At 67.5% G+C, this 12,801-nt stretch carries 11 protein-coding genes; 6 read left to right on the top strand and 5 right to left on the bottom strand.

Annotated features, from left to right (window positions below; genetic code table 11):
- Positions 1-160: 160 nt before the first annotated feature.
- On the top strand, positions 161-736 hold the full coding sequence (locus tag BKH33_RS04435; protein ID WP_043539942.1) for a YbhB/YbcL family Raf kinase inhibitor-like protein: 576 nt from the start codon (positions 161-163) through the stop codon (positions 734-736).
- The gene (locus tag BKH33_RS04430) at positions 733-1,596 is read left to right on the top strand and encodes an SDR family oxidoreductase (RefSeq protein WP_003785554.1); all 864 of its coding nucleotides are present in this window, start codon (positions 733-735) and stop codon (positions 1,594-1,596) included. The genes BKH33_RS04435 and BKH33_RS04430 overlap by 4 nt, the downstream gene beginning before the upstream one ends.
- 19 nt (positions 1,597-1,615) lie before the next feature.
- Here BKH33_RS04430 and BKH33_RS04425 read toward each other — a convergent pair whose 3' ends face one another.
- A complete protein-coding gene (locus BKH33_RS04425) occupies positions 1,616-2,074 on the bottom strand; it encodes a tRNA (cytidine(34)-2'-O)-methyltransferase (protein WP_003785599.1) in 459 nt (152 codons plus the stop codon).
- Positions 2,075-2,141: 67 nt separating this feature from the next.
- Here BKH33_RS04425 and BKH33_RS04420 point away from each other — a divergent pair, with 67 nt between their 5' ends.
- The gene (locus BKH33_RS04420) at positions 2,142-2,795 is read left to right on the top strand and encodes a GNAT family N-acetyltransferase (protein WP_003785573.1); all 654 of its coding nucleotides are present in this window, start codon (positions 2,142-2,144) and stop codon (positions 2,793-2,795) included.
- 5 nt (positions 2,796-2,800) lie between these two features.
- A complete protein-coding gene (locus BKH33_RS04415) occupies positions 2,801-3,394 on the top strand; it encodes a YbaK/EbsC family protein (RefSeq protein WP_076070506.1) in 594 nt (197 codons plus the stop codon).
- A gap of 43 nt (positions 3,395-3,437) precedes the next feature.
- Here BKH33_RS04415 and BKH33_RS04410 read toward each other — a convergent pair whose 3' ends face one another.
- Complete coding sequence (locus tag BKH33_RS04410; protein WP_003785552.1) at positions 3,438-4,892, bottom strand: dihydrolipoyl dehydrogenase family protein; 1,455 nt, start codon at positions 4,890-4,892, stop codon at positions 3,438-3,440.
- Between the two features lie 277 nt (positions 4,893-5,169).
- Positions 5,170-5,349 (bottom strand): hypothetical protein, encoded by a 180-nt coding sequence (locus BKH33_RS04405; RefSeq protein WP_003785562.1) that lies wholly within the window; start codon positions 5,347-5,349, stop codon positions 5,170-5,172.
- A gap of 146 nt (positions 5,350-5,495) precedes the next feature.
- Here BKH33_RS04405 and BKH33_RS04400 point away from each other — a divergent pair, with 146 nt between their 5' ends.
- Complete coding sequence (locus BKH33_RS04400; RefSeq protein WP_232621443.1) at positions 5,496-6,371, top strand: hypothetical protein; 876 nt, start codon at positions 5,496-5,498, stop codon at positions 6,369-6,371.
- A gap of 347 nt (positions 6,372-6,718) precedes the next feature.
- Here the strand turns inward: BKH33_RS04400 and acnA are convergent, their stop codons facing one another.
- Together acnA and BKH33_RS04390 are read right to left on the bottom strand one after the other, a co-directional pair.
- The gene (gene acnA, locus BKH33_RS04395; RefSeq protein ID WP_003785540.1) at positions 6,719-9,391 is read right to left on the bottom strand and encodes an aconitate hydratase AcnA; all 2,673 of its coding nucleotides are present in this window, start codon (positions 9,389-9,391) and stop codon (positions 6,719-6,721) included.
- Between the two features lie 247 nt (positions 9,392-9,638).
- Positions 9,639-10,715: a hypothetical protein gene (locus BKH33_RS04390; RefSeq protein ID WP_232621444.1), complete on the bottom strand. Its 1,077-nt coding sequence runs from the start codon at positions 10,713-10,715 to the stop codon at positions 9,639-9,641.
- 387 nt (positions 10,716-11,102) lie between these two features.
- Here BKH33_RS04390 and BKH33_RS04385 point away from each other — a divergent pair.
- On the top strand, positions 11,103-12,801 hold a 1,699-nt coding region (locus BKH33_RS04385), incomplete at its 3' end, for a DUF7926 domain-containing protein (RefSeq protein WP_244157420.1).

Genomic DNA, 12,801 nt, shown 5'->3' with positions numbered 1-12,801 from the left:
GGACACCCGGCAACAATGCGCCCTCGAGGCAGTGACAGACTTCGTTGACCCGTCCTCAGGAGATCCACAGGGACGGGTTCGCTGAGGGCCGTCTACAGTTGTGGTCGTGCCCTCATGGAAGGCCACCGCCTCTATCCATCACCTGCCTGGAGGTACACCTATGACAGCCGACCTCACTCGCCCTCGCCCGCCGGCCCCTACCGGCCTCCTGCCCACGGCCCCCACCTTCACCCTGACCTCTGCGGATCTGACAGAGCAGGGACGGATCCCGGACATCTTCACCGGCGTCCACGACAATGTCTCCCCGGCCCTGAGCTGGTCGGGATTCCCCGAGCAGACGCAGTCCTTCGTCGTGTCCTGCTTCGACCCGGACGCTCCCACCATGTCGGGCTGGTGGCACTGGACCATCGTGGACCTGGACGCCTCGGTCACCTCGCTGGAGCGGGGTGCGGGGGCCAGCGATCTTCAGCTCGACGGCGCCGCCTTCCACCTGGCCGGAGACTCGGGAGACCATGCCTGGTTCGGCCCCTACCCGCCTGCGGGCGACGGCGACCACCGCTACGTCTTCACCGTCTCCGCCCTGGACGTGGACACCCTGGGCCTGGACGACGAGGCCAGTCCCGCCAAGGCCGCATTCACCTTGGCCCCGCACTGCATCGCCCGGGCCACGCTCACCGCCACCTACTCCGTGCCCGGGGAGCCCGGGGCCGCCGTCTTCCTCAGGGACGGCAAGTGAGCCCACAGATCGCCCAGGTCGACGCCGCGACCTCCAAGTCGGGCCGACGTCGTCGACAGGGGGAGTCCGCCCCCTTCACCCCCGCTCACGGCTTCACCCGTGCAGGCTCCGGCCGCCACCAGCGCCGCCCTATCGCCCTGATCACCGGAGCGACCTCCGGGATCGGCCTGGCCGTGGCCAGGGACCTGGCACGGGACCACAACCTCATCCTGCTGGCCCGCTCCATCAACGACCTTGAGGAGCTGGCACTCGCCCTGGAGGAGGAGTCTCAGACCGCAGTCCTTATCTGCCCGGTCGACCTGACCGACGACACGGCCCTGGCCAGACTGATCAACCGGATCGACATCGAGAGCCTCGACGTGCTGGTGCACAGCGCCGGCATGGAGGCCCCTGGTGCGGTCGACAAGATCACGCCCACGCGCTGGCGCGCGGTGCTGAACCTCAACCTGGTGGCGGCGGCGTACCTGACGAATCTGCTACTGCCCGCACTGCGGGAGGCCCGCGGGCTGACGGTGTTCATCAACTCCGGCGCCGGAGTGAACCCGCGCTCGGGCAACGCCCTCTACTCCGCCTCCAAGGCGGGGCTGAAATCCTTCGCCGACACGCTGCGCCAGGAGGAGGCGGGCAAGGTGCGGGTGACCTCGATCTACCCGGGCCGAGTGGACACCCCCATGCAGGAGCGGCTGCAGGCCTTCAACGCGGCACGCCTGCGCGCTGAGGGAATCATGGCCACTCCCGCCTACCGGGCTGCGGACCATATGGCGCCGCAGTCGGTAGCCGCGGCCGTGCGCCTGGCCGTGGACACCCCGATGGACGCGGTCGTGGAGGACCTGGCGATCCGCCCCGCCGGCATGCTCTGAGAAGGGCTGAGGCAGGGGCTCAGGCCCCACCGGCAAAGCCCAGGGACCGCCAGGCCTCGTACAGGCCGATGGCGGCGGAGTTGGCGAGGTTGAGGGAGCGGTTTCCCTCCACCATGGGGATGCGCAGGTGGGCGCTCACCCTCGGGTGGTCGAGGATCTCTTGGGGCAGGCCGGTGGGCTCGGGGCCGAACAGAAGGGCGTCGTCGTCACGCCAGTCGACCTGGGTGTAGAGGCGCTCGGTGTGGGAGGTGAAGGCGAAGATGCGCCCGGGGACCTGCTCCAGGCACTCCTGCCAGGTGGCGTGGACGCGCGTGTTGGCCAGGTCGTGGTAGTCCAGGCCGGCGCGGCGCAGCTTGGCGTCGTCCATGTCGAACAGGGGGTCCACGAGATGGAGCATGGAGCCGGTATTGGCGCTCAGGCGGATCGCGGCCCCGGTGTTGCCCGGGATGCGCGGAGAGAAGAAGATGACGTGCAGCACGGGGACAATGAGACCACATGCTGAAGCAACTCGGCGGCGACTGTGCCGCGGCTGCCATGATCGGGGCATGAGCTCGGCCCCACCGCACATTCCGCCCCCTGTTCTGTCTTCTGGCGTACTGACCGGCAGCATCGTGCGCCTGGAGCCGCTGACGCCCGATCACGTCCCCGGACTGCAGCAGGCCGCCGAGGCAGCCGCGACCAGCCCATTCGCCACGGTTCCGGCGCCGGAGACGGTCGAGGACTATGTGGCTCGCAGTCTGGCCCGTCGGGATACGGGCACCTACGCGCCTTTCGCGCAGGTGGAGGTCGCCTCCGGCCGAGTCGTCGGGCACACCGCCTACCTGACGCCGCGATGGATGCCGGACGGGAGGCTCTTCGCCGTCGAAGTCGGATCCTCATGGCTCTCGCCGGCTGTTCGCGGCACCGCCGTAAACCCGGCCGCCAAGCTCCTGCTGCTCACGCAGGCTTTTGAGGAGTGGGGCGTGGACCGCGTGGATATCAAGACCGATGCGCGTAACGAGGTGGCTCGCGGCGCGATCGCGGCGCTGGGCGCGACCTTCGAAGGAGTCCTGCGCGCCTGGCAGCCCTCACTGGCACCCGGCGAGGAGGGTCGCCCGCGCGACACGGCCATGTTCGCCATGACCCCTGAGCAGTGGCCTGAGGTCAAGGCCCGTCTGGTGGAGCGCATCGAGAGACGCTCCACGTCGTCGAGAGGATGAGAGGCATGACTGAGCTGCGTGATCCGGCTGAGGTCTTCGCCGCGGAGATCGGCTGGCAGCCGGCACTGGATCGTGCCGACCTGCTCGCCGAGCCCGTGGCCGCGGCGCTACGAGCGCTGGAGGTCTCCTCCCCCAAGGGCGCGGATCTGGCCCGTCAGGCACAGGTGGTCCCCATCGACCCGAGCCACTCCGACACCGATGCCCTTAACGCGCACTACTCCCTGGACCCCGAGGCGACCGGGAACTGCGTGCTCGTGGCCGGCAAGCGCACCGGCCAGGAGCGCATCGCAGCCTGCGTCGTGCGCGCCACCGACTTCGCCGACGTCAACCACGTCGTCAAGAAGCGCATCGACGTGCGCAAGGCCTCGTTCCTGCCGGTGGGGCGGGCCGTGGAGATGAGCGGCATGGAGTACGGCGGGATCACACCGATCGGCCTGCCCGAGGACTGGAGGCTCTTCATTGACGGCGCCGTGGCGGACCGGGCCACGGTGCTCATCGGCTCGGGCGTGCGCCACTCCAAGCTCCTGGTGCCCGGGGCGCTGCTCGTGGCGCTGCCGGGGGCCGAGCGCGTCGAGAGCCTGGGCGTTCGCCCCGCCTGAGCAGGTCATTCAGACCGTCCAGGCGGGGCCCGGCCTCAGGTTCTCAGCCCAGGGAGTCCAGGACGATGTTGAGTCCCTCGCTCATGGTGGGGTGGGTGATGACGGCATCGCGCACCTGCTGCCACGTCAGGCCACCCAGCATCGCCATCTGGATGCTGGTGACGACCTCGCTGGCCTCGGCACCGATGATGGCGGCGCCCAGGATGAGGTCGGTGCGGGCGTCGACGACGACCTTGAAGAAGCCCTCGGTGCGGCCCAAGGTCTTAGCGCGCGGGACGGCCGCCGTGGGCGTCTTGGCGACGCGCACCTCGTAGCCGGCCTGGCGGGCCTCGGCCTCGGTCAGGCCCACGTGCCCGAGCTCGGGCGTGGTGAAGACGGCCCACGGGATGAGGCGCCCGGTGGTGGAGGCCTCCTTACCGGCGAAGAGGTCGCGCAGGACGCGGAAGTCGTTCCAGGAGGCGTGGGTGAACTGGGGCGTCCCGGCCACGTCACCGGCGGCGTAGACGTTCTCCGCAGTGGTGCGCAGGTGGTCGTCGACGTGCACGAAGCCACGCTCGGTCAGCTCCACCCCCGCGGTCTCCAGGCCGAGGCCGGCAGTGACAGGAGTGCGTCCCAGGGCGACGAGCAGGTGGGAGCCGGTCGCCTCGCGCCCGTCGGCAGTGGTGACGACGACGCCCTGCCCGTCGGCCGCAGCGCTGACTCTCGAGGCGCGCGCACCGGTCAGGACCGTGACGCCCAGGGCCTCCAGGCCGGCGGTCACCTCGGCGGCGACGTCGTCGTCCTCACGGTCCAGAATGTGCTGACCGGCGTGGACGATGGTGACCGGCACGCCGAGGAGCCCCATGAGGGAGGCCATCTCGACACCGATGACGCCGCCGCCCAGGACCACGAGCCCAGTGGGCAGCTCGGGCAGGGTGAGCAGGTCCTCGCTGGTCCAGTAACGCACGTCGGCCAGGCCATCGATCGGGGGGACCGACGGCGTCGTACCGGTGTTGATGAGGACCTTGGCGCCCCGTACGCGCCGCAGGCCACCGTCGTTCAGGGTGATCTCGACGGTGCGCTCCCCCACGAAGCGGGCGGTGCCCTTGACGAAGTCCATCCCGGAGGCGGGGAACATCTTCTCGTGAGCCGCCACCATGCCGCCCACGACGGCCTCCTTGCGGGCGCGGAAGGAGGCCAGGTCGATGCGGGCCTGGGTCAGGGCGTCGGTGCCGCCGTCCTGCTCGGGCAGGGTGACGCCATAGGCACCCGAGCCCTGGACCTCATGGAGGACCCGTGCGGCGGAGATGAGGGTCTTGGTGGGAATGCAGGCGACGTTGATGCAGGTGCCGCCCACCTTGTCCCGCTCCACCATGATGACCTTGTCACCGGCCTTGGCGCGCAGCATCGCCAGGGACTTGCCCGCCTTGCCGCCTCCGACGACGAGAAGGTCGACCTCCTCGACCCGCTGGTCCCGGCTACAGGCGGGCTCGTTTGAGATAGTAGCGCTGCTGGTCATGGACGTTGCTCCTCACAAGTTGTAGCTAGTTGTTCAGCCGGTGTGGCCTACAGGGCAACGGAACACAGAAGGCTTTTATTCCACAAACATTTATAAATTCTCTACAACTCCCTGCGAGACTGCCCAGCACATGGGAGACCTGTCGAACACTGAGTTTCGCACCATGTTCGCGACGGTTTGCCCATACATTCGATGACTTGCTCATGCCCTCGGCCGAGGAAGCACCACCCCGGAGCGTCTCGACGACCAACACCTCCCAGCAGTTCCATGGCATCATTCACGCGGGCCAGCCGGCATCGGGCAGGGACAGCCCCGTGACCGTGGCCAGGGCAAGCACCAAAGCACTGACGAGCATCTTGCTGTCGGAGTAGGTGCCAACCGCGGTCGCGAGCACAGGCGCAACACAGGCCAGTACTGGTCGGTACCAGATGAAACCGAGGCGCGAGCGCCGTTGCATGTCGTCGCCATCCCCTATCGTAGGCAGCGAACACATGAACGGAGTTCCCAATGCCCGATCATCCATCCTCATATGCTCAAGGCAGCGCGCCCATCACTCCTGGCCCCTTCAAGCAAGCCACCGGCGCCCGAGGCTGGATCCTGTGCTTGGCGGCCTCAGTTATCGGCTGGCTCCTGGTGCAGCTGTTCAATCTCCTGAACCAGTCCAGCTCGCAGACCTCGAATTCGTGGAACGCGGGAACGAGGCTAGCCGTCGTCGCCCTGAGCTCGCTCAACTCCATCCTCCTCATCACCGCTATAGTTCTGTTCATCAACCATATGCACCGGGTCTATGTGGCCCATCGGAGGCGTGCAGGCCACTTCACCTTGGAAGAACGCCGTGAGATCGCACGACGCGATGATCTGTACAAGTCCTGGGATCACGCCCGCGCACTGGCGATCAGCCTCCTGTCCGATGACCCTGGTGGCAGGTTCCGGCCCTGGGACGTCGTGCTGGATCCCGGCGAGGCTGCGGTTGTGGACTGCCCGGCCGGCTACGCGCGCTTCTACGGAACCACCGTGTCCTACACGCAGTCCAGCGGTATGTTCTTTGGATCGCCAGCCTTCGTCCTGGCAGGTATGGGCGCCACCGCGATCAGCAACAGCGCCAGACGTCGAGCCGCCGAACGACTCGCGGCGGATCAGTGGCGCGAGCACCAGCAGGTGCGTTGTCTGGTCACCGAGCAGCGCATCCTGCTGCAGCGTGCGGACTACCAGTGGATCAGTTTCTACTTCTCCGCCATAGTCTCTATGCATCCTTTCCCCGCCGAGGGCCTGTTCTTCGCCGAGTTCGAGGACACGTCCCCCTTGCGCCTCGAGGGCGCGGCCGCAGTGATCGCCTCCGTGGTGACGGTGTGGTACCGCTTCGGAGCCACAGGACTACGCGATCATCCCGGATTGCAGTGCTTGCGCCTACCTCAGCAGGTCCTGACGGCAACCGAGCCAGTGGAAGGTGCCCCGCCCCCGGAGGTGACGAAACCCTAGCCTGTCCTCCCCCGTCCGCTTTATTCCGCTCCGGTGCCACTGGTGTCCCAGTGTTCCCAGTATGCCCGCCACTCGGAAGCGGCCCAGAAGATATCAGTGGTACTGAGCCACCGGTTGCGCTCCCCACCACCAGTTCCACAGGCTCGGCTCGCCCAGTGCTCGGTCGGCGAGATCCTGCCCCGTGAGGGGGGGCGGGAGGGTGCAGGCGCGCAGGACGACGTCATCCCGTCATCAACCAGTTCGGCCGCAGTGGCCAGTCCAAGCCCGGTCGAGGCGCCGGCGACCAGGACGAGTACCGTGCACGTTCCTTTTGCCGGTAAATTCGCTCGACGCCGGGCCAAGCCGGCTCAGGCGCCGACGAGCTGGCGCAGCACGTACTGCAGGATGCCGCCGTGGCGGAAGTAGTCGGCCTCGCCAGGAGTATCGATGCGCACGACGGCATCGAAGGAGATCACCGAGCCGTCGGCCTTCTCGGCCCTGACGGTGACGGTGCGCGGGGTGGTGCCCTCGTTGAGCGCCGTCAGGCCCGTGATGGAGAAGATCTCGGTGCCGTCCAGACCGAGCGACTCAGCGCTCTGCCCTGCCGGGAACTGGAGGGGCACCACGCCCATACCGATGAGGTTGGAGCGGTGGATGCGCTCGAAGGACTCGGCGATGACGGCCTTGACGCCCAGCAGCGCCGTGCCCTTGGCGGCCCAGTCGCGTGAGGATCCCGAGCCGTACTCCTTGCCGCCCAGGACCACCAGCGGGATGCCGGCCGCCTGGTAGGCCTGGGAGGCGTCGAAGATCGACTCCTGCTCGCCGGTGAGGAGGTTGCGGGTGTAGCCGCCCTCGACGCCGTCGAGCAGCCGGTTGCGCAGGCGGATGTTGGCGAAAGTACCGCGGATCATGACCTCGTGGTTGCCGCGGCGCGATCCGTAGGAGTTGAAGTCTGCGCGGGCCACGCCGTGCTCGGCCAGGTAGCGGCCGGCCGGGGAGTCCGCCTTGATGGCACCGGCCGGGGAGATGTGGTCGGTGGTCACCGAGTCGCCCAGCAGCGCGAGCACCCGAGCGCCCTCGATGTCGGTGACCGGGGTCAGCTCCATGGTCAGCCCCTCGAAGAAGGGGGCCTTGCGCACGTAGGTGGACTCCTCGTCCCAGGCGAAGGTGTCCCCCTCGGGGGTGTCCAGGCCCTGCCAGCGCTCGTCACCGGCGAAGACGTCGGCGTAGTCGCGCGTGTACATCTCGCGGTCGATGGTGGCGTCGATGACGGCCTGGACCTCGGTGGGGTCGGGCCAGATGTCGGACAGGAAGACATCGCGGCCCTCTGGGTCCTGGCCCAGCGGCTCGGTGGCGAAGTCGATGTCCATGGTCCCGGCCAGGGCGTAGGCGATGACCAGAGGCGGGGAGGCCAGGTAGTTCATCTTGACGTCGGGGTTGATGCGTCCCTCGAAGTTACGGTTGCCCGAGAGCACCGAGACCACGGCGAGGTCGGCGTCGTTGACCGCCTGGGAGACCTCGGCCGGCAGCGGCCCGGAGTTGCCGATGCAGGTGGCGCAGCCGTAGCCGACGACGTTGAAGCCCAGCTCGTTGAGGGCGGGCCACAGCCCGGCCTTCTCGTAGTAGTCGGTAACGACCTGGCTGCCGGGGGCGGTGGAGGTCTTCACCCAGGGCTTGGAGCGCAGGCCCCGGGCCACGGCGTTGCGTGCCAGCAGGCCGGCGGCCATCATCACCGAGGGGTTGGAGGTGTTGGTGCACGAGGTGATCGAGGCGATGGCGACGTGCCCGTGGTCGAGCTCGGTGGCGGTGCCGTCGGCCAGGGTCACCGGCGTCGGCTTGGAGGGCTGGGAGGCGTAGGCGGGCAGGACCTCCTGGAAGGACTCCTTGGCCCCCGACAGAATGATGCGGTCCTGGGGGCGCTTGGGGCCGGCGATCGAGGGCACCACGGTGGACAGGTCCAGCTCGAGGTACTCGGAGTAGACGGGCTCGCGAGCGGGGTCGTGCCACATGCCCTGGGCCTTGGTGTAGGCCTCCACGAGGCGCACGCGCTCCTCGGAGCGGCCGGTCAGGCGCAGGTAGTCCAGGGTCACCTCATCGATCGGGAAGATCGCGGCGGTGGATCCGAACTCGGGACTCATGTTGCCGATGGTGGCGCGGTTGGCCAGCGGCACCTCGGCGACGCCCTCTCCGTAGAACTCCACGAACTTGCCCACCACCCCGTGAGCACGCAGCATCTCGGTGATGGTCAGCACCACGTCGGTGGCGGTGGCGCCGGCGGGGATGGCTCCGGAGAGCTTGAAGCCCACGACCTTGGGGATGAGCATGGAGACGGGCTGACCCAGCATGGCGGCCTCGGCCTCGATGCCGCCCACGCCCCAGCCCAGGACGCCCAGGCCGTTGACCATGGTGGTGTGGGAGTCGGTGCCCACGCAGGTGTCTGGGTAGGCCTGGGTGACGCCGTCAGCCTCGTGGGTGAAGACGATGCGGGCCAGGTACTCGATGTTGACCTGGTGAACGATGCCGGTGCCCGGAGGAACGACGCGGAAGTTGGACAGCGCGCCCTGTCCCCAGCGCAGGAACTGGTAGCGCTCGGCGTTGCGCTCGTACTCGCGCTCCTTGTTGCGCTCCAGGGAGCCGGGCAGGCCGAAGGAGTCGATCTGGACGGAGTGGTCGATGACCATCTCCGCCGGGTTGAGGGGGTTGATGACCTCGGGGTCGCCACCGAGGTCGGCGACCGCCTCACGCATGGTGGCCAGGTCGACGATGCAGGGCACACCGGTGAAGTCCTGCATGACGACGCGGGCCGGGGTGAACTGGATCTCCGTGTCGGGCTCGGCGGCGGGGTCCCAGGCGGCCAGGGCTCGCACGTGATCAGCGGTGATGTTGGCGCCGTCCTCGGTGCGCAGCAGGTTCTCGGCCAGCACCTTGAGGCTGTAGGGCAGGCGCTCCAGGCCGGGGACGGCGTCGAGGCGGTAGATCTCGTAACCGCGGCCGTCCACGTCGAGGCTGGAGCGGGAGTGGAAGGTGTCGAGGCTTGTCAACGTCGTTCCTGTTCTGCACAAGGGGGCGGGCCGCCATGCGCCCGCGGGGTGCGGGAGCCGGCCTGCCCGATCAGGCCGCGACACACGCTAGACGACGCTCCGTCATCCCGCGTCAACATGCCGCAGGGCCTGAAGGATCCTTGGCAGGGTACCGATCGCGCTGCCGGCCCCACCGCGGAGGCGGAGCCGATTAACGTGCGGTCACCCGCACCTATCGCCGGCCTATCGCGGGCCGGGGGCTCCGCACTCACGCAGGGCCAGGCTTCCAGTGCGCCAGGTGCAGCGCGCCGGAATCGTCCAGGTCCATGACCCAGAAGGAGGATCCCTGCTCTCCCAGGGCGGAGTCAATGGCCACGACCGCGCCCGGGCGGGCCTCCAACGGAACCGACCACAGCTCCTCGCCCGAGGTGCGCTCCTCCCGGTAGCCCGCGTCGTTCAGTCTCTCCTGCGGCGCGAACGCACGGACCGCGACCGCTGTCCCGTCGTCGTCGACCACCACCCGCACCCTCTCGCCGGCCTCGGTGTCGACGACGACGAAGACCCCCTCCCGTGGCCCGATGCGACGGAAGTCCACCAGCACCAGGTTGTACGCACCGCTGTCCAGGTCGTAGCGGTCCGACAGCCCGATGGAGACCTCATTGTCCTCGTGGTCGAGAGCCAGTGACGCCGCACCCGGGTCGTCGATCCCGGTGCACCACCTCTCCGAGCAGCCACGGGACTCCAGGCAGACGAGCTCACTCCTGTCGCCGTAGCCGGGCACGACGGTCACGACGACGCCCTCACCGGCCACCAGGTTGACCGCCCGGGACACCGCCTCGGGCACCCTCCTCACCTCACCGGTCCCCAGATCCACAGCACCCGCATTGGTCCACACCAATCCACGCGACACGCCCCCGGTCACCACCCCCTGAGGAGCCTCCAACGCCACCGACCAACGCACCCGCCCATCGGCACGCTCAAGCGCACACACCCCAGCCCCCGCCTGAACCACCACACAGTCGTCATCCTCATGCACCAGCTTGGGCATCTCCGCGAAATCCTGGCGGGACGAACCGAGCCCCTCAGGACCGTCGTAGTCGAGGTAGTCCCCGCTCAAGGAACCGGTGAACCGCAGCCCCGTGTCCGTCCGCCAGCCCGCCGCCGTCACCGTCTCCCACAGACGACCGTCCACGTCATCACGATCATTGCGAATCCTGGTCTCAACCCCCGGATCCCGCCCCGGCCGAGGACAGGCGCCACCACCGTCCCGACGGAGCACCACGCCGGCACCGCCGAGCGCGACCAGCCCCGCAAGCGCACGACGACTCACCACCATGGAACTCATGGCGTCACGATGAACGCAGAACCGTACCGCGGTCTATGGAGACATCTCCCCGGCGACCGGAACCCACAGGTGGCCGCGCGGGCCCGAGAATACTGCGCACACCAAGCATCCGATCAGCAAATATACCAATACGGCAACGCAATGGTTACAAAACGTAAATTGCACTCCCCGCATTAGGGTCAGCGCCATAGTATCCCGACGAATTCCTGTACTTCCCCACAATCCAGGAATGTCACCCCATGAAGATGGAGATAACGAATGCACTTACAGCACCTCTCCGTGCGTCGCAAGTATGTAGCGACTCTGCTCGCCTGCGTACTGCTGGTCGCACTGGGTAGCTTTGTCGCGCTGGTGGCACCTCGTGCGAGCGCGAACCAGAATGCAGGGGTGAAGGTTTCCTTCAGTCCTCTCATCCTCGCGGACAAGGACGGAACGGAGTTTCCGGGCAAGCCCGCGCACCTCGAGGACCCGGTTCGCATGAAGTTCGCCTGGGACGCCTCTACCGCCAATCCGCAGCCGGACGAGTCCTTCAGCATCGGCCTTCCGGCGGAGTACCGGTACCGCGAGATCGGTCGACACGACGATCTTGTTCTCGGGAACGGCACCAAGGTGGGTGACTGCGTCACGACCACCGAGACCCTCACCTGCACCTTCAACGCCGCGATCAGCGCCGCCACCGAGCTCAAGGGCTCGGGCAACCAGATGATCGTGGCCCAGAAGGTGACCCAGGACAACAAGACCACCTTCGACGCCAACGGCACCGAGGTCGAGGTCTTCCACCCCAACAACGAGCGGATTCTCCCTATCGCATGGGTTGAGAAGGACCTTGGCAAGTACGCCAACTCCCTCAAGCGCGAGTCCAGCAGCCTGACCTGGCACATCCAGTTCAGTGGTACGACCATCGCCAACCACCTGGGAGTGGAGGCAGGTAGCGTCAACACCGTCACCTTCAACGACGTCTCCGGGGGCGGGCAGAAGCTCAACCCGGATCTCGGCTCCTGGTACGTGCGGGTCAACCCTGAGGAGTTCGGCGGTGGCGCCGACGGTTACTTCGACGTCGCCAAGGCCGATGGCACAGCCATGAACACCGACCACGGAAAGTTCACCCTGAAGCCGACCATCGGCGCCGACGGGACCACTGCGTCCATCACCCTGTCCCGTACAGACGGCAACTTCGCCAAGAACGCGAACTACGAGATCGTCTACCAGTCCCTGGCCGAGGGCGGCAAGATCGTCCCAGGCAAGGTCTACTCCAACAGCGCCACCCTGAACGGCGGTAAGAACACCACGGTGTCCGCACAGATGGCCTACAAGGACCCGATCTCCTACGACGTGCAGCTGACTCAGGGCTTCGGATCCTTCGGGGTCAAGAAGTACGTCACCGGCGCTCACCAGAACGACGTCCCTGCGGACACCAAGATCCGCGTGAACGTCGCCTACGAGCTCCCCAACGGCACGACCGAGACCGACTACCCGACCTGGGCCAATAAGCCGGCGTCGAACCCCTACACCGTTGAGGTGGCTGCGGGCCAGCAGCAGGCCGGGGACACCCTGCGCGAGTTCCCCAAGGGAACCAAGATCACGCTGACGGAGGACACGTCCGCAGCGGCCCTTCCCGGGGCCCTTGGCTGGGGAGGCAAGACCTTCTCCGTCAACGGTACTGAGACGCAGGAGACCGCGACGTTCGCGGTCGATTCCTCCGTGCAGGCTGTGGGCCTGTACAACGAGGTCATTCAGAAGACCGGTTCCTTCTCCGTCGTGAAGAAGGTCGAGGGAAGCAACAAGGAGGCCTTCTCCAAGGAGACTTTCCAGATCGCCTACACGTGTGAGAACGGCTCCGAGGGAACCCTTGACGTGAAGGGCGACGGCACGCCCGTCGACGGCCCGTCCGTACCGGTAGGTACCAACTGCGAGGTCACCGAGAAGGAGAAGCAGGCTGACGGCGGCGCTGAGCGCGAGGGCTACACGGTCGACACCAAGATCGACAACGGAGCCTTCACGATCAAGGAGGGCGCTGCCAGCGCCACCCTTGTCACGGTGACCAACACCTACACGGAGGTCCCGAAGCCCACGCCGACGCCGACCC

It is taken from the genome of Actinomyces naeslundii (assembly GCF_001956585.1).
Taxonomy (GTDB): domain Bacteria; phylum Actinomycetota; class Actinomycetes; order Actinomycetales; family Actinomycetaceae; genus Actinomyces; species Actinomyces naeslundii.
This window is presented reverse-complemented; position numbering and strand designations above follow the sequence as displayed.